28 protein-coding genes and 1 riboswitch are annotated in these 26,171 nt (G+C 59.6%); of the genes, 13 read left to right on the forward strand and 15 right to left on the reverse strand.

What is annotated here, in order from left to right:
- Positions 1-29: 29 nt before the first annotated feature.
- From B3R00_RS13600 to rpsP, 5 genes are all read right to left on the reverse strand, one after another.
- Positions 30-770, reverse strand: a complete 741-nt coding sequence (locus tag B3R00_RS13600; RefSeq protein WP_286999460.1) for a CoA pyrophosphatase — start codon at positions 768-770, stop codon at positions 30-32.
- Positions 771-826: 56 nt separating this feature from the next.
- Positions 827-1,213, reverse strand: a complete 387-nt coding sequence (rplS, locus tag B3R00_RS13605) for a 50S ribosomal protein L19 (RefSeq protein WP_219163872.1) — start codon at positions 1,211-1,213, stop codon at positions 827-829.
- Between the two features lie 112 nt (positions 1,214-1,325).
- Positions 1,326-2,096, reverse strand: coding sequence for a tRNA (guanosine(37)-N1)-methyltransferase TrmD (gene trmD, locus B3R00_RS13610; protein WP_286999461.1), 771 nt, complete (start codon positions 2,094-2,096; stop codon positions 1,326-1,328).
- A 22-nt stretch (positions 2,097-2,118) separates the two neighbouring features.
- Entirely contained in the window at positions 2,119-2,688 is a 570-nt protein-coding gene (gene rimM / locus B3R00_RS13615; RefSeq protein ID WP_286999462.1) for a ribosome maturation factor RimM, read from the reverse strand.
- A gap of 83 nt (positions 2,689-2,771) precedes the next feature.
- Positions 2,772-3,026: a 30S ribosomal protein S16 gene (gene rpsP / locus B3R00_RS13620; protein WP_219163869.1), complete on the reverse strand. Its 255-nt coding sequence runs from the start codon at positions 3,024-3,026 to the stop codon at positions 2,772-2,774.
- 124 nt (positions 3,027-3,150) lie between these two features.
- On the opposite strand from rpsP, the gene B3R00_RS13625 reads away from it, so the two are divergent.
- Together B3R00_RS13625 and B3R00_RS13630 are read left to right on the forward strand one after the other, a co-directional pair.
- Positions 3,151-3,675, forward strand: a complete 525-nt coding sequence (locus tag B3R00_RS13625; protein ID WP_286999463.1) for a GNAT family N-acetyltransferase — start codon at positions 3,151-3,153, stop codon at positions 3,673-3,675.
- Between the two features lie 7 nt (positions 3,676-3,682).
- Positions 3,683-4,129 (forward strand): hypothetical protein, encoded by a 447-nt coding sequence (locus tag B3R00_RS13630; RefSeq protein WP_286999464.1) that lies wholly within the window; start codon positions 3,683-3,685, stop codon positions 4,127-4,129.
- Positions 4,130-4,291: 162 nt separating this feature from the next.
- On the opposite strand, the gene B3R00_RS13635 is transcribed toward B3R00_RS13630, so the two are convergent.
- From B3R00_RS13635 to B3R00_RS13645, 3 genes are all read right to left on the reverse strand, one after another.
- A complete protein-coding gene (locus B3R00_RS13635) occupies positions 4,292-5,302 on the reverse strand; it encodes an inorganic phosphate transporter (protein WP_286999465.1) in 1,011 nt (336 codons plus the stop codon).
- Between the two features lie 25 nt (positions 5,303-5,327).
- Positions 5,328-5,975, reverse strand: coding sequence for a DUF47 domain-containing protein (locus B3R00_RS13640; protein WP_286999466.1), 648 nt, complete (start codon positions 5,973-5,975; stop codon positions 5,328-5,330).
- Between the two features lie 392 nt (positions 5,976-6,367).
- Positions 6,368-7,735 carry a replication-associated recombination protein A gene (locus tag B3R00_RS13645; protein WP_286999467.1) on the reverse strand — a complete coding sequence of 456 codons (1,368 nt, stop codon included), beginning with the start codon at positions 7,733-7,735 and terminating at the stop codon, positions 6,368-6,370.
- A 294-nt stretch (positions 7,736-8,029) separates the two neighbouring features.
- Here B3R00_RS13645 and brnQ point away from each other — a divergent pair, with 294 nt between their 5' ends.
- Positions 8,030-9,337 carry a branched-chain amino acid transport system II carrier protein gene (gene brnQ, locus B3R00_RS13650; protein WP_286999468.1) on the forward strand — a complete coding sequence of 436 codons (1,308 nt, stop codon included), beginning with the start codon at positions 8,030-8,032 and terminating at the stop codon, positions 9,335-9,337.
- A gap of 243 nt (positions 9,338-9,580) precedes the next feature.
- Here brnQ and lolA read toward each other — a convergent pair whose 3' ends face one another.
- Together lolA and B3R00_RS13660 are read right to left on the reverse strand one after the other, a co-directional pair.
- Positions 9,581-10,216 carry an outer membrane lipoprotein chaperone LolA gene (lolA, locus tag B3R00_RS13655; protein ID WP_286999469.1) on the reverse strand — a complete coding sequence of 212 codons (636 nt, stop codon included), beginning with the start codon at positions 10,214-10,216 and terminating at the stop codon, positions 9,581-9,583.
- 38 nt (positions 10,217-10,254) lie between these two features.
- Complete coding sequence (locus B3R00_RS13660) at positions 10,255-12,576, reverse strand: DNA translocase FtsK (protein WP_286999470.1); 2,322 nt, start codon at positions 12,574-12,576, stop codon at positions 10,255-10,257.
- Between the two features lie 326 nt (positions 12,577-12,902).
- On the opposite strand from B3R00_RS13660, the gene trxB reads away from it, so the two are divergent.
- From trxB to B3R00_RS13680, 4 genes are all read left to right on the forward strand, one after another.
- Complete coding sequence (gene trxB / locus B3R00_RS13665; RefSeq protein ID WP_219163860.1) at positions 12,903-13,850, forward strand: thioredoxin-disulfide reductase; 948 nt, start codon at positions 12,903-12,905, stop codon at positions 13,848-13,850.
- Positions 13,851-14,083: 233 nt separating this feature from the next.
- Complete coding sequence (gene rpmB / locus B3R00_RS13670) at positions 14,084-14,317, forward strand: 50S ribosomal protein L28 (RefSeq protein ID WP_066539714.1); 234 nt, start codon at positions 14,084-14,086, stop codon at positions 14,315-14,317.
- A gap of 22 nt (positions 14,318-14,339) precedes the next feature.
- The gene (gene rpmG, locus B3R00_RS13675) at positions 14,340-14,510 is read left to right on the forward strand and encodes a 50S ribosomal protein L33 (RefSeq protein ID WP_120966500.1); all 171 of its coding nucleotides are present in this window, start codon (positions 14,340-14,342) and stop codon (positions 14,508-14,510) included.
- 130 nt (positions 14,511-14,640) lie between these two features.
- Positions 14,641-14,793: riboswitch (FMN riboswitch) on the forward strand.
- A 131-nt stretch (positions 14,794-14,924) separates the two neighbouring features.
- A complete protein-coding gene (locus tag B3R00_RS13680; RefSeq protein ID WP_286999471.1) occupies positions 14,925-15,449 on the forward strand; it encodes a 6,7-dimethyl-8-ribityllumazine synthase in 525 nt (174 codons plus the stop codon).
- Positions 15,450-15,920: 471 nt separating this feature from the next.
- Here the strand turns inward: B3R00_RS13680 and B3R00_RS13685 are convergent, their stop codons facing one another.
- A complete protein-coding gene (locus B3R00_RS13685; protein WP_286999472.1) occupies positions 15,921-16,244 on the reverse strand; it encodes a hypothetical protein in 324 nt (107 codons plus the stop codon).
- Between the two features lie 210 nt (positions 16,245-16,454).
- Positions 16,455-17,243, reverse strand: a complete 789-nt coding sequence (locus B3R00_RS13690; protein ID WP_286999473.1) for an SOS response-associated peptidase — start codon at positions 17,241-17,243, stop codon at positions 16,455-16,457.
- A 62-nt stretch (positions 17,244-17,305) separates the two neighbouring features.
- Between B3R00_RS13690 and B3R00_RS13695 the strand changes: the two genes are divergently transcribed.
- On the forward strand, positions 17,306-17,665 hold the full coding sequence (locus B3R00_RS13695) for a hypothetical protein (protein ID WP_286999474.1): 360 nt from the start codon (positions 17,306-17,308) through the stop codon (positions 17,663-17,665).
- 92 nt (positions 17,666-17,757) lie between these two features.
- Here B3R00_RS13695 and B3R00_RS13700 read toward each other — a convergent pair whose 3' ends face one another.
- Positions 17,758-19,029: an RsmB/NOP family class I SAM-dependent RNA methyltransferase gene (locus tag B3R00_RS13700; RefSeq protein WP_219163856.1), complete on the reverse strand. Its 1,272-nt coding sequence runs from the start codon at positions 19,027-19,029 to the stop codon at positions 17,758-17,760.
- A gap of 162 nt (positions 19,030-19,191) precedes the next feature.
- Here B3R00_RS13700 and B3R00_RS13705 point away from each other — a divergent pair, with 162 nt between their 5' ends.
- Complete coding sequence (locus tag B3R00_RS13705) at positions 19,192-19,437, forward strand: DUF1653 domain-containing protein (protein ID WP_219163855.1); 246 nt, start codon at positions 19,192-19,194, stop codon at positions 19,435-19,437.
- 61 nt (positions 19,438-19,498) lie between these two features.
- A complete protein-coding gene (locus B3R00_RS13710) occupies positions 19,499-20,158 on the forward strand; it encodes an FMN-binding negative transcriptional regulator (RefSeq protein WP_286999475.1) in 660 nt (219 codons plus the stop codon).
- 121 nt (positions 20,159-20,279) lie between these two features.
- Here the strand turns inward: B3R00_RS13710 and purN are convergent, their stop codons facing one another.
- Complete coding sequence (gene purN / locus B3R00_RS13715) at positions 20,280-20,873, reverse strand: phosphoribosylglycinamide formyltransferase (RefSeq protein WP_286999476.1); 594 nt, start codon at positions 20,871-20,873, stop codon at positions 20,280-20,282.
- A 21-nt stretch (positions 20,874-20,894) separates the two neighbouring features.
- On the opposite strand from purN, the gene B3R00_RS13720 reads away from it, so the two are divergent.
- On the forward strand, positions 20,895-21,560 hold the full coding sequence (locus tag B3R00_RS13720; protein ID WP_286999477.1) for a YceH family protein: 666 nt from the start codon (positions 20,895-20,897) through the stop codon (positions 21,558-21,560).
- 69 nt (positions 21,561-21,629) lie between these two features.
- Here B3R00_RS13720 and B3R00_RS13725 read toward each other — a convergent pair whose 3' ends face one another.
- A complete protein-coding gene (locus B3R00_RS13725) occupies positions 21,630-23,273 on the reverse strand; it encodes a methyl-accepting chemotaxis protein (protein ID WP_286999478.1) in 1,644 nt (547 codons plus the stop codon).
- Positions 23,274-23,755: 482 nt separating this feature from the next.
- Between B3R00_RS13725 and B3R00_RS13730 the strand changes: the two genes are divergently transcribed.
- Both B3R00_RS13730 and B3R00_RS13735 read left to right on the forward strand, forming a co-directional pair.
- A complete protein-coding gene (locus B3R00_RS13730) occupies positions 23,756-24,937 on the forward strand; it encodes an acyl-CoA dehydrogenase family protein (protein WP_286999479.1) in 1,182 nt (393 codons plus the stop codon).
- Between the two features lie 15 nt (positions 24,938-24,952).
- On the forward strand, positions 24,953-26,071 hold the full coding sequence (locus B3R00_RS13735; RefSeq protein WP_286999480.1) for an acyl-CoA dehydrogenase family protein: 1,119 nt from the start codon (positions 24,953-24,955) through the stop codon (positions 26,069-26,071).
- Positions 26,072-26,171: the final 100 nt, after the last annotated feature.

Below are 26,171 nucleotides of genomic sequence, written 5' to 3' on the forward strand. Positions count from 1 at the left end.
AACGCCACCCCAAACCCTTGCACTTTGGTTTAAGCAGCCATAAAACGGTAAAAGTTGCGCAACATCCCCGCAGTCGCACCCCAGATATAGCGCTCGTGCCCGCCATCGTCATAAGGCATGGACCACCATTCACGCTCCATGCCTTGCCAGTGCAGGCGATGCCGCTGATGGTGGGCCGGATCCAGCAAAAAGCGTAGCGGCACTTCAAACACCTCAGCCACTTCGTAGGGATTGGGCTTCAAAGCCACATCAGGCCGCACCAGGGCCACCACCGGCGTCACGATAAAAGCTGTCCCCGTTTCATATACCGGCAAACTGCCCAGCACTTCGGCTTGCGCCGCCTCCAAGCCGACTTCCTCATGGGCTTCACGCAATGCAGTAGCTACGGCATCCTGATCTTCCGGGTCTTGCTTGCCCCCAGGGAAAGCTACCTGCCCCGAATGGGTGGACAAATGCTGGGTGCGTTGCGTCAGCAACACCATCAACTCATCACGCACCACCAGAGGCACCAGCACGGCTGCCTGTGCAGGTACGCGATCTGCAAAGCGTGCTTCAGCGCGCACTTCAGGTTGCCACTGCGGCGGCCGCGCAAAGCGTGCGCGCAGGGCCTGCGGGGTTTGCGCAGCCCTGGGCACTGCCGGCAAATGCGCATCCACCCCCACCACGGGAACGGCGCGGGGATCAAAGTGCGGAATGCGTGCGGTCAAAGAACCCAACAACGGGGCCGCAGAACGGGAAGACGAAGGCAAGAATGCATCTCCAACAGGCATAAAAAAAGCCGCCACAGCGAACTGTAGCGGCTTTTGCCTGAAAGGCTTGACGCGTATTACGCAGCTGCGACAGCAGCCTTCTTGACGCGTTGTGGCAGCTTTTCCTTGATACGTGCCGACTTACCGCTGCGGTCACGCAGGTAGTACAGCTTGGCACGGCGCACGTCACCACGGCGCTTGACTTCAACACCAGCGATGATGGGCGAGTAAGTCTGGAATGTACGCTCCACACCTTCACCGGAGGAGATCTTGCGCACTGTGAAGGCGCTGTTCAAACCACGGTTACGCTTAGCGATCACCACGCCTTCGAAAGCCTGCACACGCTTGCGTGCGCCTTCCACCACGTTCACGGACACGATCACAGTGTCGCCAGGTGCGAAGGAAGGAATGGTCTTGTTCAGGCGAGCAATTTCTTCTTGCTCAAGAGTCTGGATCAGATTCATGATTTCATCCAACTCGATCGTGTCCGCGCCAGGATTGGCAAGCCTCGGGATTGAGGCGATGGCTGCATTCAAACCGATGCAGCGGCCGGATAGAGGATCGAAGAGCCGATGATTATAGCTTGGCTGCGTTTTTTGCCAAAAACCCTTCGTCTTTGGCGTTCAGCAGCCCTTGTGCGCGAGCTTGCTCCACCAATTCGGGGCGGTGTTGGGCCGTAATACGCAATCGCTGGTCTCGGCGCCAGCGTTCAATATTGCCGTGGTGGCCAGACAGCAGCGCTGCAGGCACTGCTTGCCCTTCCCACACTTCGGGACGGGTGTAGTGGGGGCAGTCCAGCATGCCGTCCAGCACCGGATTAAAACTGTCTTGCTGAAAACTGCCTTCGTCATTAAGCACCCCGGGCTGCAACCGGGTGATGGCATCCAGCAGCACCATGGCTGCTAGCTCGCCGCCCGACAACACAAAATCCCCCAGGCTCAATTGGTGGGTCACGTGCTTGTCGATAAAGCGTTGGTCAATACCTTCATAACGACCACACAGCAGCACCGCACCCTGGCTGCCTCCCCACTGCGCCACCACGTCATGCTTGAGGGTGGTGCCAATCGGTGAAAACAGCAGCACCGGAGCGGGTTGCTCCTCCCCCTGGGCTGCGCGCGCCGCTCGGATGGCATCGAGGCAGTGCTGCAATGGCTGCGCCATCATCACCATGCCAGGGCCACCGCCAAAAGGGCGATCATCCACGCGCCGGTAGTTCCCCTCGGCGTAGTCACGCGGGTTCCACAAATGCACCGCCACCTGCCCCGAGCCATATGCTCGCCTTGTCACGCCGCTTTCCAGGAAAGGGGCAAACATTTCAGGGAACAAAGTGATGATGTCAAAACGCATGGTGCTTGCCGCCAAAGTCAGCTTAGTAATCAGGCTGCCAGTCCGCAGTGATGGTTTTGCCAGGCAAATCCACATGGTCGATATAGGCATCGACAAACGGAATCATGCGCTCGCGCTCCTTACCACCTTCTTCGTAGCCCATCACCAAAGTGGTTTGCGGACCGGTCGCCAGCAAGTCTTTGACCATCCCCAAATCCACGCCTTCGCGGTTGACTACCCTCAACCCCATGAGGTCAACCCAGTAGTACTCACCATCATCGGTTTTGGGAAAATGTTCGCGCGCCACAAAAATGCGGGCACCGCGCAATGCTTCGGCCGCATTGCGATCTGGCACGGACGGCGACGTTGCCACAATCGTGTCCGAGTGCGGGCGCACCTGTTGGATGGGCAGCAGCACGGTGCCTGCAAAATTCTTGGCACCTTTTTCCGCGGGCAACAAAAACCACTGCTTGGCTGTGAACAAGGCCTCGGGGGCTGCGCTGTAAGCAATGACCTTGAACCAGCCTTTGATGCCCCAGGCATCGGCAATACGCCCCACTTCCACCGCGTCTTCAGGCAGTGCAACGGACTTTAGTTCAGGCATGTGACTCATGGTGATCTTGGCAAAGACGAGGAAAAGAAAAAACGGGTTCCGTCAGACTAGCCAACGGAACCCGTTTTCAATGGGGGTGCTAATTAAGCAGCAGCCTTAGCAGCGGCTTGCTTGACCAGGCGCTCAGCGGTGTCGCTGATTTGTGCGCCAACGCTCTTCCAGTAAGCCACGCGATCCAGGGCAACGCGCAGGCTTTCTTCAGCGCCACGTGCGGTAGGGTTGTAGAAACCCAGACGCTCAATGCACTCGCCATCACGGCGGGTACGCTTGTCAGTAGCGATGATGTTGAAAAACGGACGAGCCTTGGAGCCGCCACGGGAGAGTCGAATAACGACCATGATTTATCCTTCGGGTGGTTGCAGCAAATTGCTGCAATAGTTTTTCAGGCGTTTGAGACACGCGACATAGCCACCCGGCCAGCGACACGCCCAAAAGTAGACATTATATAGCGTTCTAATTTTCATGCCCACCATTCGCGCCAGCCACCCCTTGGATCTGCCTGTCATTACGGCCATTTACCGCCACCACGTGTTGTACGGCACAGGCACTTTTGAAAATGAACCGCCTTCGCTGACCGAGATGTCCGCGCGCCGCGACGATGTTCTGCGCAAAAACCTGCCCTGGCTGGTAGCCGAAGCTGAGGACGGCAGCATCGTGGGCTACGCCTATGCCAATTGGTTCAAACCCCGTCCGGCCTACCGCTTTTCCGCCGAAGACTCCATTTATGTTGCCAACCAGGCCCGCGGCCAAGGTATTGGCCGTTTGCTGCTGGATGCGCTGTGCCGCGAATGCGAAGCTTGTGGCGTGCGCAAAATGATTGCCGTGATTGGCGACAGCAGCAATGTCGGCTCGGTGGGCGTACACCGCGCTGCGGGTTTTGAACATGTGGGCACGCTGCGCAGCGTGGGCTGGAAATTTGGGCGCTGGCTGGATGTGGTGATGATGGAGAAGTCCCTAGGTGCAGGAGACACCACCTCGCCCGAATAATGGTCGGATGAAAAACAAGACTGCTGCGGCATGGCTGGCCTTTGTGGGCGGCCCTCTGGGTTTGCACCGTTTTTACCTGCATGGCTTGGGCGACACCTTGGGCTGGTTGCTACCCGTGCCCACCGCGCTGGGGCTGTACGGCATTCAGCGGGTGCAGCAGTGGGGTCAGGATGACCAACTCAGCTGGCTGCTGATTCCACTGCTGGGGTTCACCATCGCCGCCTGCGCCTTGGTCGCCATCTTGTACGGCTTGAGCAGCCCTGAAAAATGGAACGCCCGCTACAACCCGCACAGTGCCGACAGCGCTGCACCAGGCCAAACCAACTGGCTCACGATTGCTGCGATTGCCTTGGCCCTGATGGTGGGCGCGGCCGTGCTGATGGCCAGTTTGGCCTATAGCTTTCAGCATTACTTTGAATACCAGATTGAGGAAGCGCGCAAGATTTCGCAATGACCTTTCTGGCTGCCAAGCCGCACTGCCGCATACAGAAAAAAGATGAGCTGCTTGCGCACCAAACAAAAGGACTTCAAAGCAGTTTCACTTTGAAGTCCTTATTCTTACTGCGCTACACGCTCTCTTTTACATAGAGCGGACAGCGGCTATGCGGGCGAAGGCTTAGTACAGCTGCAAGCTCACCCAGTACGCAATCGCAGCCACAAAAGCGCTGGCAGGAATGGTCAAAATCCACGCCCACACAATATTGCCAGCAACACCCCAGCGCACAGCGCTCATGCGCTGAGTAGAGCCCACACCCACAATCGCCCCAGTGATGGTGTGCGTGGTCGACACCGGCACGCCCAGCATCGTGGCCGTGAACAGCGTGATTGCACCGCCGGTTTCTGCGCAGAACCCCCCTACAGGCTTGAGCTTGGTGATCTTCTGCCCCATGGTTTTCACAATGCGCCAGCCACCAAACATGGTGCCCATGCCGATGGCGGCGTAGCAGCTCACAATCACCCACAGCGGCGGCGAAGTGTCGCTGCTAGACATATAGCCCGTGGCCAGCAACAGCAGCCAGACGATACCAATCGTCTTTTGCGCATCATTGCCACCGTGGCCCAGCGAGTAGGCACCCGCAGAAACCAGTTGCAGACGGCGGAACCATTTGTCCACCTTGCTGGGGCGCGAGCGGCGAAACATCCACGCCACGATCACCATCAGCAGGGAGCCAAACAAAAAGCCCAGCATTGGCGAAATAAAGATAAACGCCACCACCTTCAAAATGCCGGTTGCCACCAGGGGAGCCGTGCCCGCCTTGGCCACCACCGCACCCACGATACCGCCGATCAGCGCATGCGAAGAGCTCGATGGGATGCCGTAGTACCAAGTGATCAGGTTCCACGCAATGGCACCTGCCAAGGCGCCAAACACCACGTGGGTGTCCACAATGTCAGGGGTCACAATGCCCTTGCCCACGGTGGCCGCCACACTCAGGTGGAACACAAAAATAGCAACGAAGTTAAAAAAGGCTGCAAACACCACGGCCTGCGTGGGCTTGAGCACGCCGGTGGAAACAACGGTCGCAATCGAGTTCGCCGCATCATGAAAACCATTCATGAAGTCGAACACCAGCGCCATTGCCACCAGCAAAATGACCACCCACAGGGCAGCTTGTACGGTTTCCATGGTCAGGATTTCCTGTGCTGATCGATCAGGAGTTCTCGAGGACGATGCCCTCAATCGTGTTGGCCACGTCTTCGCACTTGTCGGTGATGGTTTCCATCAACTCGTACACGGCCTTGAGCTTGATCAGCTCGCGCACATCTGCTTCTTCGCGGAACAGCTTGCTCATCGCGGCACGCAGCACGCGGTCAGCGTCGGACTCCAGGCGGTCGATTTCCTCGCATGTCTTGAGCGCTGCTTCCGCAGTGCCTGCGTCGGCAATGTGGCTCAGCATCTTGACGGCGTCACGCAGGCGCTCGCAGCACTTCAGACTCAGGTCCGCCAGGCGGTGGATTTCGTCCGTCATGCTGCGGATGTCGTACAGCGACATCGCTTCGGCCGAGTCCTGAATCAGGTCGGCCACGTCATCCATGCCATTGATCAGGCTGTGGATGTGTTCACGGTCGATCGGGGTGATGAAGGTCTGGTGCAGCGTCTTGCTCACTTCATGCGTTACACGGTCAGCAGCACGCTCGGCGTTGTCGACATCGCTGTAGTACTTTTCACGCAGGAGCGGGTCGCTGTAGTTCGACACCAACTGCGAAAAAGCACGTGCGGCTTCCACAATGCGGTCAGCATGTTGGTTGAACATTTCGAAAAAATTGCCTTCGCGGGGCAAGAGCTTGCCAAACAGCATGAGCGCTCCTTCAATGGGAGAGGGTTTGAATGGTCAACAGCCTACGCAGAACACTGCGCAGGCTGTAAAAATTTGGGATGAGCGGCAATACCGCCTGTGCCGCTCACTGCAGCCAGACCGCTTGCTACGCAACACTTTGCCAAAGGCAAAAAAGCACCGTCACCACCCTGGGCAACCGTGCATTTCCGGGAATTGTCCATGACAACGCCATGAAGATTTAATTAAATTTTTATGACAGTTGTGTGACATATCTTGTAAAAAACCACCGGACGTGAGCGCACGCTCTTTTCTTCAGGCTTTGGCTGTCTACGCCTGTGAAAAAACCGAAAAATGACGGCTATCACCCCTATTTTTGTTGCACTGCAACAACAAAATGCACCAAAAAGGGGACGTCAGGGTTTGCGCTTTTCTGCGGCCTCTGCATTGAGTTGCTGCAAATGCGCCAGCTTTTCCCCAATTTTGATCTCCAGGCCGCGCGGCACAGGCTGGTAGAAGTGGGGGTTGTCCATACCTTCCGGAAAGTAGTCCTCCCCGGCCGCAAAGCCGCCCTCTTCATCGTGCGCATAACGATAGCCTTTGCCCCAATCCAGATCTTTCATCATTTTGGTGGGCGCGTTGCGCAAATGCATGGGAATGGGGCGCGTGCCTTCGGTTTTGACCAAGGCCTTCATTTGGTTGTAGGCCTTGTAGCCGGCATTACTCTTGGGGGCCATGGCCAGGTAAATCACCGCCTGCGCCAGCGCCAGCTCGCCCTCGGGGCTGCCCAGGCGCTCGTACGTGGCTGCCGCGTCGTTGGCGATCTGCAAGCCGCGCGGGTCGGCCAGGCCAATGTCTTCCCAGGCCATGCGCACAATGCGCCGCGCCATGTAACGCGGATCGGCACCGCCATCGAGCATGCGTACCAGCCAGTACAGCGCGGCATCGGGATCAGAGCCGCGCACCGACTTGTGCAGCGCACTGATGGTGTCGTAGAACTGCTCGCCCCCCTTGTCATAGCGGCGCATGCGTTCGCCCAGCACTTGCAGCAACCAGGCATCGGTGATGGTGCCGATCTGCGCCTGCTCGGCCGTGATGGACAGCGTCTCCAGCGTGTTGAGCAAGCGCCGCGCATCGCCATCGGCATAGGCAATCAAGCGCTCCAGCGCTTCATCTTCCATAGCTGGAACCGCTTGCACCGCTTGGGCTTTGGCCACAATTTGCTTCAGATCCTCAGCCGTGAGGCTTTGCAGCACATATACGGCTGCACGACTGAGCAGCGCAGAGTTCACCTCGAAGGACGGGTTCTCCGTGGTCGCCCCGATGAAGGTAAACAAGCCGCTTTCCACGTGCGGCAAAAACGCGTCTTGCTGGCTTTTGTTGAAGCGGTGCACCTCATCCACAAACACGATGGTGCGCTGCGGCATCAGCCCACTGCGCGCCGCTTCGGCCTTCTCTACGGCTTCTCGAATGTCCTTGACCCCGCCCAGAACGGCACTGATGGCAATGAACTGCGCATCAAACGCATCGGCCATCAGCCGGGCGATGGTGGTTTTGCCCACGCCCGGTGGCCCCCACAAGATGCAGCTGTGCGGACGGCCTGACTCAAACGCCAGCCGCAGCGGCATGCCCGCGCCCAGCACCTGCTGCTGACCCACCACCTCCCCCAGCGTGCGCGGGCGCAAACGCTCTGGCAAAGGCTGGTGCAGTGCGGGGTGGTGACCACCGCCTTTGCGCTGGGACAAATCAACATCAGCCTGAGGGGTTGTTTTTGGAATAGCCATATAACAGAACTTTATCTGCATCAAAATAGGTGATTCAGCGGATCACTACACGCAATGCACGATGCTTACCAGCGCCGTTCATACCGCCTGTAGCTCTCTGTACCGAAGCCACAAGCTTAATCGGCACGGGAACCCTTCACCACTTGCGGCCACTGCAACCCTTGGTCAGCAAGCGCCTTGCCCCTGAGCGCGTCGACATCCGGCCCTCAGCGTATCCGCACGGAATCCGCATTCGTCGTTTGCAACAAAGTCTGTCTGCCCCTGTGCAGCAGCTTTCTGGTTTTAGGTTTTCCCATGACAACTCTCAAGACGCGGGACATTTTTGCCCTCGGCTTCATGACATTTGCGCTCTTTTTGGGCGCTGGCAACATCATCTTCCCACCCAGCGTGGGTCTGGCGGCTGGCGAATTCCAGTGGTCTGCAGCTTTGGGCTTTTTGCTGACCGGCGTGGGCCTGCCTTTGCTGGGCGTGGTGGCACTGGCCCGTGTCGGCGGTGGCTTGGACACACTGACCAGCCCCATCGGCAAAGCGGCAGGCACCCTGATGGGCCTGTCCATTTACCTGACGATTGGCCCCTTCTTTGCCACCCCGCGCACCGCGACGGTGTCGTTTGAAGTGGGCATGGCGCCGTTTACCGGCAACACGCCGCAAGCGCTGCTGATCTTCACGATTGCCTACTTTGCGCTGGTGATGGTGCTGTCGCTGTTCCCCGGCAAGCTGATGGACAACATCGGCAAGATCATCACCCCCGCATTGATTGTGGTGCTGGCCATCTTGGGCATTGCAGCGTTTGCGGCCCCCGCCGGCGAGATCGTAGCCACGCCCGCAGCGGAATATGCCTCAGCAGGCAAGGCACTGGCCCAAGGCTTTTTGCAGGGCTACCAGACCATGGATGCGCTGGCATCGCTGGTCTTCGGCATCATCATTGTGGCAGCCATCAAGGCCGCTGGCGTGACAGACACCCGCTTGCACACCCGCTACACCATTTATGCCGGCTTGATTGCCGCCACCGGCCTGGGGCTGGTGTATGTCTCGCTGGTCTATCTGGGCGGCATGAGCGGCACCGTGGTGGAAGCCGGCGCCAGTGGCGTCAACATCTTGAACCACTATGTGGACAGCACCTTTGGCACGGCAGGCATCTTCCTGCTGGCAGCCGTCATCTTGCTGGCCTGCCTGACCACCGGCGTGGGCCTGGTCAGCTCCTGCTCGGCCTACTTCAGCGAACTGCTGGGCATCCCATACCGCACGGTGGTGGTCATCATGTCGATCTTCAGCGCCGCCGTGGCCAACCAAGGCCTGGCGCAGCTGATTGCCGTGGCTGTGCCCGTGCTGGTGGGTATCTACCCGGTAGCGATGGCACTGATTGCACTGGGCCTGATGTCCAAGCTGTTCCACCACAAAGCCCGGGTCTTCATCCCCGTGATGGGCGTGGCCTTGGTCTTTGGCATTGTGGACGCCATCAAAGCTGCCGGCTTTGGCTCCCTCATCCCCACCGTGCTGGACAGCCTGCCCGGCAGCGCACTGGGGCTGGGTTGGTTGCTGCCTGTGACGGCCGTGCTGGTGGTGGCCACCGTGGCAGACCGCGTCCGCGCAGCCCACTAAAACCCCATTCACCGCCTGGGCGCCGCGTTTGCAAGGCGCCCACAAAAAAGCCCTGCGGCCATCAGCTGCAGGGCTTTTTTCATGGCGAAGGAAGCAGCGGTAAAGCGCAGTGCAGCGCCTTATTCATCAAAAAAAGAAGCTGCCAGCGCTTTATCTATCAAGCATTCAAGCACTTAAATGCCTGAAACCATTGATTGACCAGCGCTGCCAGCTATCCAATTCACCTTAAGCCACTCTGCAACATTACTGCTGCATGATGTCCGCGCCCACGGGCACTTCAAACTTGAAGTGGCTTGCGGGCAAAGAAGGCAACACCTTCAGCTGGTTGAAGCGAATCAGCGAGCGCTGACCAAAGCCATCCAAGATGTCCATGGCCGCCAAGGTGTCGCCCTGAAAACCCACGCGCACATTTTTCAGCTGACCATCGGCCGTCTTGGGCTTGGCTTCCACCCACTGCAAGCCATCGGCATCGGGCACAGACTTGAGCACAAAGTCTTTTTGCAGCCCCGCCAGATCATTGGCCGAGGCCAAAATCGCCGCAGGCGTGCTGCCCAGCGCATCGGCCTGCTTGCGCTGCGTGACCTGGTTCAAATCCACGTCATACAGCCACACGGTTTTGCCATCGGCGATGATGGTTTGCTCAAACGGCTTGGTGTAGACAAACTTGAACTGGCCCGGGCGCTGAAACTCAAACGTCCCGCTGCTGGTCTTGCTGCGGGCGTTTTGCCCTTCCTTGGCAGGCGCCGTCACCGTCTGCGTGAACTGGGCCTGCCCGGCCTTGGCGGTGCGCATAAAGTTTTCCAGGCTTTGTAGCCCATCAGCCCAGACCGCAACCGGCAAAGTGGCCAACGCAGCCAGCGCCAACAAAGACTTTTTCATCCATTTTCCTTTCGCCTTGCAGCCAAGGCTGCAAGGAATTACTCAGGGCGCGCAGGGACCAGCACTTCACGCTGACCACTGCTGGTGAGACTGCTCACCAAGCCCGCCTGCTCCATCTGCTCCAGCAGATTGGCCGAGCGGTTGTAGCCAATGCGCAGCTTGCGCTGCACGTACGAAATACTGGCCTTGCGGTCCTTCAAAACAATTTCCACGGCTTGGTCGTACATGGGGTCTTTTTCACCGCCTTCGCCACCTTCACCGTCCACACCACCGTCTTCCGAGGTGGCAGCCTCCAACACCCCTTCGAGGTAATCGGGCTCGCCTTGTTCCTTCAAATAACTCACCACACGGTGTACTTCATCGTCTGACACGAACGCGCCGTGCACCCGAATGGGCAGGCCGGTACCGCTGGCCATGTAGAGCATGTCGCCCATGCCCAGCAAGCTTTCGGCACCCATCTGGTCTAGAACGGTTCGGCTATCAATTTTGGATGACACCTGAAACGCAATACGTGTCGGAATGTTGGCCTTGATCAGGCCCGTGATCACATCCACACTGGGGCGCTGGGTGGCCAAAATCAGGTGGATGCCGGCTGCACGCGCCTTTTGCGCCAGGCGAGCAATCAGCTCTTCAATCTTTTTGCCCACCACCATCATCAGGTCGGCCAACTCATCGATCACGATGACGATGTGCGGCAGACGATCCAGGGGCTCGGGCGACTCCGGCGTCAAGCTGAAGGGGTTACCAATGATTTCGCCCTTTGCCTTGGCTTCACCAATCTTGACGTTGTAGCCCGCCAGATTGCGCACGCCCAGCTTGCTCATCAGTTTGTAGCGGCGCTCCATCTCGGCCACGCACCAGTTCAGGCCGTTGGCGGCCATCTTCATGTCGGTCACCACAGGCGCCAGCAGGTGCGGAATGCCTTCGTAGACCGACATTTCCAGCATCTTGGGGTCAATCATCAGCAGGCGCACGTCCTTGGCCTCCGCCTTGTACAGCAGCGACAAGATCATGGCGTTGATACCCACCGACTTGCCCGAGCCGGTGGTGCCAGCCACCAACACGTGCGGCATCTTGGCCAGATCGGCAACCACGGGCTTGCCCTCGATGTCCTTGCCCAGACCCATGGTCAGCAGGCTCTTGGCCTCGTGGTAGACCTGTGAGCCCAGCACCTCGGACAGGCGGATCGACTGGCGCTTGGCGTTGGGCAACTCCAGCGCCATGAAGTTCTTGCCGGGGATAGTCTCGATCACGCGAATCGACACCAGCGACAGCGAACGTGCCAAGTCTTTGCCCAGGTTCACCACCTGCGAGCCCTTCACACCGGTGGCGGGCTCAATCTCGTAGCGTGTGACCACGGGGCCCGGCGTGGCCTGCACCACGCGTACTTCCACGCCAAAGTCCTTGAGCTTTTTCTCAATCAGGCGGCTGGTCATCTCCAGCGTCTCGGGCGAGACGGTTTCTTGCTTGGCCGGTGCGGCATCCAGCAAATCCACCTGTGGCAACCCGGCTTCGGGCATTTGCGAATCCTTGAACAACGCATGCTGGCGCTCTTTGGCCACGCGTTCGCTGGGCACCGCAGGCGGCGCTTGCGGGGTAATGATCAGCACCGGCTCATGGTGACTGTCTTCGTGCTCAAAACGCTCTTCTTCCAACACCTTGGCGCGCTCTTGCGCCGCTTTACGGCCCTCGGCCACATCCTTGCCTTTTTCGCGTTTTTGCTGCCTCAGGCGTATCACACCTTCGATAAGCGCTCCTAATTTTTCAGCCGAGCGCCCCCAAGAGAAGCGAAACACCAGCCCCAAGGCCACCACCAGCAGCACAATGCCAATCAGGCCCGAGCCCGTAAAACCCAGCCAGCGCACCCCGGTCAGCCCCAGCGAATAGCCAATCACCCCGCCTGCATGGCCGGGCAATACATTTTCAAACCGGTACAGGCGCGACCACTCCAGTGCACAGCTCACGCCCACCAGCAAGAACACGCCAGCCCACCACTGCAAACGCTCTGCCACCGGCACATCCAGCATGCTTTGGCCGCGAATCCAACGCAACGCCGAGCGTGCCAGGGTATAGGCGGCAGTCACCACCAGCCACCACACCGACATGCCAAAGCCAAAGTAGCAAGCGTCGGCCACCAAGGCCCCCAAGCGCCCCATCCAGTTATTGACCAGCCCGCCATCACTGCTGCCCGAGGTGGACCAAGCAGGGTCAACGATGGAGTAGCTCACCATCGCCAGCAGCCAAAAAAACAGGCCTAACGACCCTGCGATCAAACAAATCTCGTGACCAAAGAGCGCCAGACCATTTCGGGGCGCGGTTTTGCTGGAATTTGCGTTCAATGCATTGGAGGAATAAGTCATACGCAGGCGGGAGCTTACCCTAGGCGCGCAGTGCCTTACACAAACGGTTGCAACACCAGTGCAAGCACTTGCAACAACCGCAGCCAGACGCCCCCGAATGCTCCACGCTGGCAGCAGCGTGGGTGAACGCTGCACGCGTCAGCTACCCATTCGCTACCCATTAGCTGCAAGCTATGGGCCTGTTTATAGATACGCATCCCAAGGACAACGCCAGCTTTCTACAATGCAAGACTGTCCTGCGCAAGCTGTCACGCCTGCCCAGCGGCTGCTTGAGTGTTCAACGGTGTTGCGCGCTGCGCGCTGCAACCATCTCTTCGAAAAGCAACATGTCCACTAACCAACACGCCAAAGTTTTGATTCTGGGCTCCGGCCCTGCCGGTTACACCGCAGCCATCTACGCTGCGCGCGCCAACCTCAACCCCATGTTGGTGACGGGCATGGCCCAAGGCGGCCAGCTGATGACCACCACCGAAGTGGACAACTGGCCTGCCGACGTCAACGGCGTGCAAGGCCCCGAGCTGATGCAGCGTTTCATGGAGCACGCCGAGCGCTTCAAGGCCCAGATGGTGTTTGACCACATCCACAGCGTGGATCTGTCCCAGCGCCCCTTCACCCTGACCGGCGACAGCGGCACCTACACCTGCGACAGCCTGATCATCGCCACCGGCGCATCGGCCAAATACCTGGGACTGCCTTCGGAACAAGCATTTATGGGCCGCGGCGTCTCCGGTTGCGCCACCTGCGACGGTTTCTTCTACCGTGACCAGCCTGTGTGCGTGGTGGGCGGCGGCAACACCGCCGTGGAAGAAGCGCTGTACCTGTCCAATATTGCCTCCAAAGTCACCGTCATCCACCGCCGCGACAAGTTCACGGCAGAGCCCATCCTCGTGGACAAGATGATGGAAAAGGTCAAGGAAGGCAAGATTGAGCTCAAGACCCACTTCACGCTGGATGAAGTCTTGGGCGACCAGTCTGGCGTGACTGGCATCCGCGTCAAGAGCACACAAGACGGCACCACCGAAGACATCGCCCTGCAAGGCTGCTTCATCGCCATCGGTCACTCGCCCAATACCGACATCTTCAAGGGCCAGCTGGAGATGGAAAACGGCTACATCGTCACGCAAGGCGGCCGCAAGGGCTACGCCACCCAGACCAGCGTGCCCGGCGTGTTCGCCGCCGGTGACGTGCAAGACGATGTCTACCGCCAGGCCATCACCAGCGCCGGCACGGGCTGCATGGCGGCCCTGGATGCCCAGCGCTTCCTGGACCAATAAACCACGCGCCGTATCGGGCATTGCAGGCATAAAACCCTGTTGGGCCACGCAATTTTTCACATAGCCCGTATAATCGCTGGCTTTGCTGCATTTAGCACTGGTGCCTGCCAGTTGCGGAGTGTGACAAATTTGGGCCACCGCCACCCTTTAACTGGCGAGGTGAGGCCTTCGACCCAGCTTTGCTGCCGCAAAGCGCTCGAGTCGCAGGCCGTTTCAACTATCGGAGTGTCCAAATGGCACGCGTATGTGAAGTTACGGGCAAGAAGCCCATGGTGGGCAACAACGTTTCCCACGCCAACAACAAGACCAAGCGTCGTTTCCTGCCCAACCTGCAGTACCGTCGTTTCTGGGTTGAAACAGAAAACCGTTGGGTGCGTTTGCGCGTTTCCAGCGCTGCTCTGCGTCTGATCGACAAGAACGGCATCGACTCCGTGCTCGCAGACATGCGCGCCCGTGGCCAAGCTTAATTTCCACTGAAGGAGAATCAACATGGCTTCCAAAGGCGGACGCGAAAAGATCAAGCTGGCTTCGACTGCTGGCACAGGTCACTTCTACACGACCACAAAGAACAAGAAGACGATGCCTGAAAAGATGTCGATCATGAAGTTCGACCCCAAGGCTCGCAAGCACGTCGAGTACAAGGAAACCAAGCTGAAGTAATTCAGCCGTTTCTTCGGACAAGAAACCGCCACAGCGCAAGCTGCAGGCGGTTTTTTGTTGCCTGCGCGACGTGTACGGACAAGCAGGCTGCCTACAATTGCCTTTGTCGCTTGCACTGCGTGCTGGCGACATACGTTCTCAGGGCGGGGTGTAATTCCCCACCGGCGGTAAGCTGCCTTGGCTGCAAGCCCGCGAGCGCTTGGGCAGCTGCGCCGCCCAAGGTCAGCAGATCTGGTGCAACTCCAGAGCCGACGGTCACAGTCCGGATGAAAGAGATACGTGAAGACCTGCCTTCCAGCCTGCCGCTGGGTCGGGGTGTGCCTGCCTTGGTGCAAGTGCGCTCAGGCCCTTGCACAGGTTGCATCTGCCTTCGCGCGCCCTGATTCATTGCTTGCACGTCTTGGAAAGACACACATGAATCAGACTTTGACCCCCTCCCAATCCCACAGCGCCACCCAGGCTGCACTGGCCACGGCCCGCATTGCCATCGTCAGCGCCAACTGGCACAGCGACGTGGTGCACCAGGCCCGCGACGCCTGTGCCCAGCGCCTGCAACACCTGGGCGCCGCCCCCGCGCGCATTCACTCCGTGGAAGTGCCCGGTGCGTTTGAGATCCCGCTCATGGCCCAAAAGCTCGCACAGTCCGGCCAATTTGATGCGGTGATTGGCTGCGCCGTGATTGTCAATGGCGGCATCTACCACCACGAATTTGTTTCCACCGCCGTGGTGGATGGCCTGATGCGCGTGCAACTGGACACCGGCGTGCCCGTGTTCTCCGTGGCACTGACGCCCTACAACTTCCAGCCTTCCGAAGACCTGCAGGGCTTTTTCCGCACGCACTTTGTGAAAAAGGGCGAAGAAGCGGCCAATGCCTGCGCCGAAACCTTGGCCGCGCATGCTGCGGTGGATGCGCTGCTGGGTGAAGCGGTCACTGCTTAAAGTTATGGGTGTTTGATGGCTCTAGCGCTTATGGATATTGCGCTGGCAGCTATCCAAACTATCTACTTCCCCCACGCTGCGCAAAACCCCTTGTCGTGAAGGACGGCTGCCGGGAGTTCACCCCAGTGGGCGCGTTGCTTGCTTGCCCGTGGTCAGCAAGCTCACTGCGCGATTTGACGTGAAACGGAACCCATCGCGCGCAGCAATCTGGCTGAGAGGCAAAGCAGCGCGCCTGCCGTAGTGCAAGGGCGCGCGGCGCTGCATCCAAACTGAAAAGCGTTTTGCGGAAGTTTTCCGCCAACGCTTCTTGCCTGCCCATGAAATTTCAGCCAAATCGGCTGCTAACGCTTACCCAGCCAGCGCAAGCAGCTATAAAAAGCAAAAGCCTGTTGCCCGCCATCCTGCAACAGGCTTTTCTGTTTTCAGCGCCATGACTGCTCAGAATCACCGCCCTTGCACCCAAGGAGCGCTTTATCGTTCATCCGTTCCACGGTGCTTTGGGTGCAGTGAGGTGCCAACGCGGTAGAGCCAGTAGACGGCCCCCACGCTGATCACCACCCAGGGCAGGTACTGGGACAAAGCGACAAATTTCCACAGTGCGCCTTCGCCCACGTACCCCGGGCTGTGCCGAATGGAGAGGTGCAATAGCAACGATGCGACCGTTGCGCCCCCGATGGCGGCAAGCATCATTTTTTCCGCCCAAGGCTTGAGGGCGTAGTGCAGGGCAACCACGGCAAAGAGCAGGTAAAAGCACAGTGACACCCAGGCCAACACCTCAAAGGCGGCAGAGTCCACAGGTGCTATGGCGTGTGCCCAAGCTGTGAAGGGGGCAAGGGCTGAGGTTGAATCAACGTGGGCTAGCGGCATACCGGCAGGAGGTTGTTGCGCAAAAAACTCTCCGCGAAGAGGAGTACAGGACTTGCTTGTCAGCGACCAGCACCAGCTTAGAAATCAGCGTCAAATCACCCTCTAACGCAATCCCAGCAAGCGCCAGCAGCTATCAAATCAATCAAACAAGCCCTTGGGCTTTTTGTCTTTTTTGTGCTCCAGCGGATTGGCCAGCAACCAATTGGCCGGATACGCCCGCATAAACTCGCGCGCTTTTTCTTGGCGGGTAGTCAGCCAGGCGTCGTAGGTGCCCTCACCCAAAATGGCGGGCATGCGGCGCTCCGCACCCTGCGGGCCATAGCGGCGCATCAGCGCGTGGCTGTTGGCGTTGAGGGTCAAGATGGCGTAGCTCAGCAACTCCACGCCCGTTTCCGGATCCGTCCAACGGCTCCAGACGCCCGCCGCGCCCATGGGCTGGCCGTCCACGCGGGCGATGCGTGTGGGAATGGCCTTGCCGGTGCGCACATCGTCCACATAAAACGCCTGCATGGGGATGATGCAGCGCTGCCCTGCCAGCCACGCATCGCGAAAGGCCTGTGTGGTGCTCACGGTTTCATTCAGCGCCACCAGTAACTTGGGGGCGCGCAGGTTGGCGTCTTTGACGGACTTGGCCTGCGGGGGAATAAACCCCCACTGGGCAGGCACCCATTCGCGCGCCACTTGGGGTGCGGTTTTTTTGCTGGGGGCAGGCACTGGTGCGCTGCCATCGCTTGCCGCTTCAGGGGCGGGCGCAGGTGCAGGGGCTGCAAGCTCCGGCGCTTGCGCAGCAGGCAATACCGTGCCGCGGATAAAGCCGGACATGCGGCGTGCGCGCATCTGGCGCTCTGCGGGCAGTTCGGCAGGGGTAACTTTGAAAAAGTCGTTCCACAGCTCGAGTGTGGCGAGGTTTTCGTATTGGGTGGTCATAATTGAATATCTAACTTTATCCGAACAAAAGTTAGCAGTTTTTTAATACAGAAAAGAGCGAAATGACTTATTCAGATTCAAGAGAAAAAACAACGATGACTCGTGCAGAAAGAGCGATGCAAGTTTGGCAAGTGTTGATTAGCGCAGCTCAAAATCGTCAAACACTCACCTACAAAATGCTCGCGAACCACCTTGAATTTGAGGGTGCTGGAGTATTTGCACATATTCTTGGAAGAGTCATGGTTTTCTGTGAGTCCAATGATTTACCTCCTCTTACTTGCCTTGTAGTAAATCAGACAACGGGGCTACCTGGAGCAGGTTTGACCACTATTGAAGACCTCCCGAAAGACAGAGAAGCTGTATACAACCACAATTGGTTTTCAATATTTCCTGTGCAAATTAGTGACTTTGAAGAACGCTAATCACTTCCGGTCGAATAAAAAATCCCCGCCGACTAAAAATTGGCAGGGATTTTTTTATGTACCAGTTTTCACAAACTAGTAACATTCATAACTTACTTTCGCTCCCACACCGCCGCAAAGAAGCCATCGGTTTGGTGGGTGTGCGGCCACAGGCGCACATAGCGCGTGCCGGTTTCACCCCCAGCGCACAGCCCTTCGGCGTGCTCTACCTTGAGCTTGGCCAAGGTTTCGCCTGCATCCAGCGGCACAAAGTCAGGGTGTGCCTTTTGGAAGGCTTCGGCAATGTGCTCGTTTTCTTCGGGCAGCACCGAGCAGGTGGCGTAGACCAGGCGCCCGCCCGACTTCACCATGCGCGCGGCGCTGGTCAGGATGGAGAGTTGCTTTTCATTCAACTCGGCCACGGCCTTTTCATCCTGGCGCCACTTCAGATCGGGGTTGCGACGCAAGGTGCCCAAGCCCGAGCAGGGTGCATCGACCAGCACGCGGTCAATCTTGCCCGCCAGGCGCTTGACGCGTTCATCGCGCTCATGGGCCAGCGCTGCGGGGTGCACGTTGGACAAACCGCTGCGCGCCAGACGGGGCTTCAAGGCTTCCAGACGGTGGGCCGATACGTCAAACGCGTACAGGCGGCCGGTGTTGCGCATCTGCGCGCCAATGGCCAGGGTTTTGCCGCCGGCACCGGCGCAAAAGTCCACCACCATCTCGCCGCGTTTGGCGTCCAGCAGCAGGGCCAGCAGTTGCGAGCCTTCGTCTTGCACTTCCAGGCGGCCTTCTTGGAAGGCGGCCAGCTTGGTCAGCGCAGGCTTGTCTTGCACGCGCAGGCCCCAGGGGGAATACGGCGTGGCAACCGCCTTGATGCCCGCTTGGGCCAGCTCTTTTTGCACCGCGTCGCGCTTGGCGTTCAGGGTGTTGACGCGCAGGTCCAGCGGTGCGGGCTCCAGCATGCTGGCGGCCAGGGCTTCAAACTGGTCACCCACCTGGGCTTGCAGAGCGTCTGCCATCCACTGGGGCAGGTTGTGGCGATGCTGGGCCATCAACTCTTCGGGCTGGATGGCGTCGCACTGCTGCAGCCACTTGATTTCTTGGTCGCTCAGCGCTGCCTGCAAGAAATTGCGCGGTGCGTGAAAGCCCAAAATGGCCAAGCGGCGCTCTTTGGGGCCGCTGCCACTGCGCGCCATGGCTTCAAACAAGGTTTTCTTGCGCAGCACGGTGTAGGCGGTTTCAGCCAGGGTGGCGCGCTCGCGCGGCCCCAGGTTGCGGTGGTCGCGGAAATAGCGGGACACCACGGCGTCGGCGGGGTGTTGGAATTGGAGGGTCAGCTTGACCAGTTCGGCGCAAGCGTCGAGAAGGGCTTTGGGATGCATAGCCCGTATTGTCCCACTGCCGCCAAATCCCGGTGGCGCGCTGGCTGCTGCAGCTGGGTACGATGGCGCTATGCCACGGCTGCAGGTTGACGTATTTCAAGCCTTTTAGGGATTAAACCCTTATGCAACCTACGCTAGCAGCTCTTATTTTGATAGATTGTTATGCACAACGACCACCTGCCCCCGCTGATCGTCACCCCGCCCGGCCAGTACCGCCACTACAAAGGCATGCTGTATGAAGTGATCGACACCGTGCGCCACAGCGAAACCCTGGAGCCGATGACGCTGTACCGCGCCCTGTATGGCGAGCGCGGCCTGTGGGTGCGCCCAGCGGCCATGTTCAATGAGACCGTGGTGATCGATGGCGTGCCGCAGCCACGCTTTACGCGGGTGGAAGCCACCAGCTAACTGGCCCCGCATGGCCGCGATGCTGCATCGTGGTGTGCCGTTTGTTTGTTTGGAGATGCCCATGTACATTCCCCCCGATTTTCAGGTGCAAGACCCTGAGCAGGCGCTGGCGCTGATCCGCGCGCACCCGCTGGGCATGCTGGTGCATGTGCACGCCGGTGGGCTGGATGCCAACCACATTCCGTGGGAGTTGGAGACGCTGGCGCCAGAAGACGGCGGCACCCGGCTGATTGGCCATGCGGCCCGGGCCAACCCGTTGGCACAGCAACTGTGCGATGGCGATGCGGTGCTGGTGGTGTTCCGGGCAGAGCATGCCTACATCTCGCCCAACTGGTACCCCAGCAAACACGACACCCATTTGCTGGTGCCCACCTGGAATTACCGCGTGGTGCACGTGCATGGCCGCGTGCGTGTGCATACCGACCAGCGTTTTTTGCTGCGCGTGCTGGGCAAGCTCTCGCGCACGCAGGAAAACCGCATCCACGAACAGATGCCCGACCCTGCCGGGCCTTGGGGCCCCAAGCACATGCCGCACGATGCCTTGATGGAACGGCTGCAGCACATCGTCGGGCTGGAGATTGCGGTGGAGCGGCTGGAGGCCAAGTTCAAGCTCAGCCAAAACCGCAGTGATGCAGACCGCTTGGCAGCGGCACAGAAAGTCAGCGCCGCAGGCGCGCCGGAGTTGGGCAGCGCCATGGCCGGCAGCCCAGCGCAGACATAGCGCAGCGTGCAGCTTTTATTTCGCACCACTCATCCTGCGTGGCGCGAAGCCGCGCCGCAGACATGGCTGCAGCAAGGCAAGGCGGAAGTGGCAGAGTGATGAAAGACTGAGCGCCCTGGAATCAGGCGGTAGCTGACGTGGCTTGCAGCAGGGCCGCTACGGCACGCGGGTAAATGATGTGCTCTTGCGTGAGTACGCGCGCGGCCAGCGTCTCGGCCGTGTCATCGGGCAGCACGGGCACAACGGCCTGCTCCAAAATGGGGCCGACATCCAGCTCCGCCGTCACACCATGCACGGTGCAGCCGGCAAACTTGCAGCCCGCATCAATGGCGCGCTGGTGGGTGTGCAAGCCGGTGAAGGCGGGCAGCAGCGAGGGGTGGATGTTGACCATGCGCCCCGCAAAATGCTGCACAAAGCCGGGCGTCAGAATGCGCATAAAGCCCGCCAGCACCACCACACTGGGGGTGTAGCGGTCAATCACTTGCGCCAACTGCGCATCAAAGGCTTCGCGGCTGTCAAACTGCTTGTGGTCCAGCACCTCGGTGGCGATGCCGTGCTCTTTGGCAAAAATCAGCCCTTTGGCATCGGCCTTGTTGCTGACAACCGCTGCCACGCGGGCACCATAACGGCGCTCCCAGTTCTGCTGCTTGGCTGCCTTCACAATGGCAGCCATATTGGATCCGCCGCCCGAGATCAAAATCACGATGTTTTTCATTGCGCCGCAATTATCCCTGCCATGACCTTCGACCATCAGAACCAGCCCCTGTCCCCGACTGAAGCACGTGTGCTTGCCACCCTCATGGAAAAAGCGCGCACCGTGCCCGACAGCTATCCGCTCACGCTCAACAGCCTGGCCAGCGGCTGCAACCAGAAAACCAGCCGCGAGCCAGTCATGAACCTGAGCGAGGCCGACATCCTCAGCGCCCTCGACAGCCTGCGCGACCGCCATTTGGTGATTGAAGTCAGCGGCCAGCGCGCCATGCGCTGGGAGCACAACTTTGAGCGCGTGCTGGGCGTGCCCAGCCAGGCCAGCGCCCTGCTGGGCTTGCTGATGCTGCGTGGCCCGCAAACGGCGGCCGAACTGCGCACGAATGCCGAGCGCTGGCACCGCTTTGCTGACACCGGATCGGTAGAGGCCTTTTTGGAAGAGCTGCAAGACCGAAGCGCAGACAAAGGTGGCGCGCTGGTGCAACTGCTGCCCAAAGCCCCGGGCGCACGCGAAGCGCGCTGGGCCCACCTGCTGTGCGGCGCACCCAGCTTGTCCGTACCAGGCGGCGCCAGCAGTGACCACAGCGCCCCAGCCCTCGACTGCGTCGATGCCCGCCGCATTGAAGCCCTGGAAGCCCGGGTGGAAATGCTAGAAGCCCAGGTACAGCGCTTGTGCGCTGCGTTAGGGGAGTAATCCCCCTACCGATCCAGGCAAGGCGTGCCGCGCCTGCGCAAGGCACGCCCTTTTACCCGCAGCAGCGACTCAGGCCTGCGTCAAAGCGTAGGCAGCGCCTGCATCGGTCGGTGGCTTGGCGCGGGCCACACTCACGCTGCCTCCGGCATCTTCCAACTTGAAGGCGGCCACCGCTTGCACCAGTTGCCGGGCTTGCTGGTTCAGGCTGTCTGCCGCCGAGGCGGACTCTTCCACCAAGGCCGCATTTTGCTGGGTGACTTGATCGAGCTGCATGACGGCATGACTGACCTGTTCAATCCCGGCCGTTTGTTCTGTGGCCGCCTCATTGATGTCGGAGATCAAGGTGCTGACTTGTTGCGCCTGGGTCACGATGTCCCGCATGGTGGTTCCGGCTTCGCCCACCAACTTACCGCCCGCCTCGACCTTTTGCACGCTGTCGCCAATCAAGGTTTTGATTTCCTTGGCGGCTTCCGCACTGCGCTGCGCCAAAGTACGCACCTCTCCAGCCACCACCGCAAAACCGCGCCCTTGCTCGCCCGCACGCGCAGCTTCCACCGCAGCATTCAAGGCCAAGATATTGGTTTGGAACGCAATGCCATCAATCACCCCGATGATGTCGGAGATCTTGCGTGAGGACGTATTGATGTCGTCCATCATGTCCACCACCTGCTCCACCACAGCGCCACCCTTGACCGCAACCTCGCTGGCGGACTTGGCCAGTTGCGCTGCATGCTGTGCCGTTTCCGCATTGATGCGCACGGTGCTGGACAACTCCTCCATCGAAGCGGCGGTTTCTTCCAGGTTGCTGGCTTGCTCTTCGGTGCGCTGTGACAGATCGGCATTGCCCATGGAGATTTGATTTGCACCCGTTGCAATGCTGTCGCTGCTGCTGCGCACGGCGCCCACCACTTGCCGCAGCGAGGCTTGCATCTGCTGCATGGCAAACACCACACTGCCTGGCTGAGCGCGGGACGTATCAATGGTGGTAGACAGATCGCCATCGGCAATCGCCGTCGCCGTGGCGGCCACGTCCACCGGCTCGCCGCCCAACTGCTTGGACAAGCCCCGGGTCAGCAAGACGCCAATCGCAATCCCCGCCAGCACACCCAGCACCGTCACACTGATCAGCAAAAAGCGAATGTCTGCATACACCTGGTCGGTTTGGGCACTCAATCTGGCGGCATTGTCTTTCTTGCGTGCCATCAGCTCCGACATCATGTCGTCGGCCTTGTCCGTGACGGGGCGCAGCTGCGTGAACACCATCTCGGTGGAATCGCGTTTATCGCTCAGCCCCTCCGTTTGCAGCTTGTCCAGCAACGTTTGCGTCATCGCATCAAAGGCTTGTACGGCTTTGAAGGCTTCATTCACCTGCGCTTTGCCGGCAGCGGTCACAAACAGTTTTTCTGCTTGCTGCAGCTTCGCATACACCTGCCCCACACGTTCCTTATAGACCTTGAGGCTGTAATTTCGCTCATCTGCCGTGTACGCCAAAATGGCATTGCGGGTAGCACGGCTGGCCGACACCAGTTGCACATTCGCTTCGGCGACATGACTGAGCCCCACCACCTCGTTGTCGTACATGGTCGACGCCATCTCACTGATTTGTGCCGACTTCAGAATCCCGAGCGTGCCAATCACAGCACCGATCGCAGCCACCACCAGAAAGCCGCCGATGAGCTTGACGCCCACCCGCAGGTTTGTAAACCAACTCATTTTTCGTCCTAAAAAATAGCTCTGAAAGCGCCGAATTTCGCTTTACAGCACCCAAATCCGTGTGATTTATGACCCGTGGAAGAAGCCTGCCTGCACCGTGAACAGCGTCCGCCATGCACCTCGGGGTCTGCACCTTGGATGCGACCTTTCACTGCGCTGGTTCCTGCTCCACCCCACATGTTTCAAATTGTATGCAACTGATACAAAGCATGCGCCTGCCGTCATACATGGGCTTAGGGGAATCCGCCGTTTTCAGCACTCCCCTCCAATGAGTGTCTTGAGCTGCGCGCACTGCAGGGGGGATAGGCATCTATCTACCGTCCTAGCGTCACTTCCTGAGATGCCCCCCTCGGCCATGCGCCATGCAGCACCTTGGTGACAGCTTCTGCGTATTCCCCCTGTTGCCGCAGCGCAGCAAAAGGCCCACGCTCGGTGGCATGGTGGGCCTTGTGTCCACCTTGCTACACAAGGAGAGCATTTGCATGGACTTGGCATACACGCCCGAAGAATTGGCCTTCCGCGAAGAAGTTCGCGCCTGGCTCAAAGACAACCTCAACCCCGCGCTGGCTGACAAGGTACGCAATGACCTGCGCCTGAGCCGCGAAGACATCCAAGGCTGGGCCAAGGTGCTGGGTAAAAAGGGCTGGCTGGCCAGCGGCTGGCCCAAAGAATTTGGCGGCCCCGGCTGGACCGCCGTGCAAAAACACCTGTTTGCCGAAGAATGCGCCCGCGCCTGCGCACCCGCTGTGGTGCCTTTTGGCCCGGTGATGGTGGCCCCGGTCATCATGGCCTATGGCACGCCCGAACAGCAGCAGCGCTTTTTGCCCGGCATTGCCAGCGGTGAAGTGTGGTGGAGCCAAGGCTATTCCGAACCCGGCTCCGGCTCTGACCTGGCCAGCGTCAAAACCCGTGCCGAACGCGTGGGTGACCATTACATCGTCAACGGCCAAAAAACCTGGACCACGCTGGGCCAGCACGGCGACTGGATGTTCAATCTGGTGCGCACCAGCAACGAAGGCAAGCCCCAGACTGGCATCAGTTTCCTGCTGGTGGACATGAAGAGCCCGGGCGTTACCGTGCGCCCCATCAAGCTGCTGGACGGCGAGTGCGAAGTCAATGAGGTGTTCTTTGACAACGTGAAAGTGCCCGCCGACCAGCTGATTGGTGAGGAAAACAAGGGCTGGACTTACGCCAAGCACCTGCTGGCACACGAGCGCACCAACATCGCCGATGTGAACCGCTCCAAGCGCGAGTTGGAGCGCCTCAAGCGCATCGCCAAGCAGGAAGGCGTCTGGGAAGACCACCGCTTCCGCGACCAGAACGCCCTGCTGGAGGTGGACATCATTGCGCTGGAAATGCTGGTGCTGCGCGTGCTGTCGGCCGAGAAAAGCGGCAAGAACTCGCTGGACATTGCGGGCCTGCTCAAGATCAAGGGCAGCGAGATTCAGCAGCGCTACACCGAGCTGATGATGCTGGCCGCAGGCCCCTACAGCCTGCCGTTCATTGAAGAAGCCATGGAAGCGGGCTGGCAAGGCAACTTCCCCGGCGGCACCGTGGGCAACGCACCGCTGGCCGGGGCCTACTTCAACTTCCGTAAGACCACCATTTACGGTGGCAGCAATGAAGTGCAACGCAACATCGTCGCTCAGACGCTGCTGGGCTAAGACTGGGAGAGACACATGGATTTCGATTTTTCTGACGACCAGCAACAACTGCGCGATGCCGCCCGCCGCTGGGTGGACAAGGCCTACACCTTTGAACACCGCCGCGCGGCAGTGGAAGCTGGCGGATTCAGCCGTGACACCTACCACGCCTTGGCCGAGCTGGGCCTGACGGCGCTGAACGTGCCAGAAGCCCACGGTGGCATGGGCATGGGCGCCGTAGAAGCGATGGTGGTGATGGAAGAAATGGGCCGTGGCATAGTGCTGGAGCCCTTGGCGCAAAGCTTTATGGCGGCCAAGGTGCTGAGCCACTACGCCCCCGAAGCAGTACAGGCCCACTGGCTGCCCCGCATTGCCAGCGGTGAAGCGCTGGTGGTGCTGGCCCACCAAGAGCGACGCGCTCGCTACCGTTTGGACAAATGTGAGTCAAAAGCGGCTCAAACGTCCAATGGATATACGCTGACAGCTCATAAAAGCATAGTTCCTGCAGGCGACCAAGCCGATGCCTTCCTCGTGCCCGCCCTCCTGGATGGCCAGCAAGCCCTGTTCTTGCTGGAGCGCAACGCCCCTGGCGTGACCACCCGGGGCTATATCACCCAAGACGGCAGCCGCGCCGCCGAGGTGGAAGCCGAGCACAGCCCGGCCACGCTGGTGACCACCGAAGGCCTGGCCGCGCTGGAACTGGCCGTGGACACGGGCAGCGCCGCCGTCTGCGCCGAGGCCGTGGGGGTGATGGACCAGGTACTGCGCATCACGGCCGACTACCTGAACCAGCGCAAGCAGTTTGGCGTGGCCATCGCCAGCTTCCAGGCCCTGCGCCACCGTTTGGCCGACATGAAGATGCAATTGGAGCTGGCACGCTCCATGAGCTACTACGCCAGCCTGCAACTGGACACGCCCGCCGAGCAACGTCGCCGCGCCATCGCACGCGCCCGCGTGCAACTGAGCCAGGCCATGCGCTTTGTGGGCCAGCAAGCGGTGCAGTTGCATGGCGGCATTGGCGTGACTGATGAATACATCGTCTCGCACCAGTTCAAAAAACTGACGCAACTGGAGATGACCTACGGTGACGGCCTGCACCATTTGGGTGAGGTCTCATCTCGCATGCAGGAAACCGCTGGCGTGGGCGACGCATAAAGCCATCGCGCGGATGGTCTGCGAAGCGGGTGCCTGGGAGTGTTCTCCCTGCGCACACGCCCCAGCATGAAGCAGGCACACCCGCGAAAGCACAAGGCCA

The sequence above is a fragment of the Comamonas sp. UBA7840 genome, from assembly GCF_002501455.1.
Classification (GTDB): Bacteria; Pseudomonadota; Gammaproteobacteria; order Burkholderiales; family Burkholderiaceae_C; genus Comamonas; species Comamonas jiangduensis.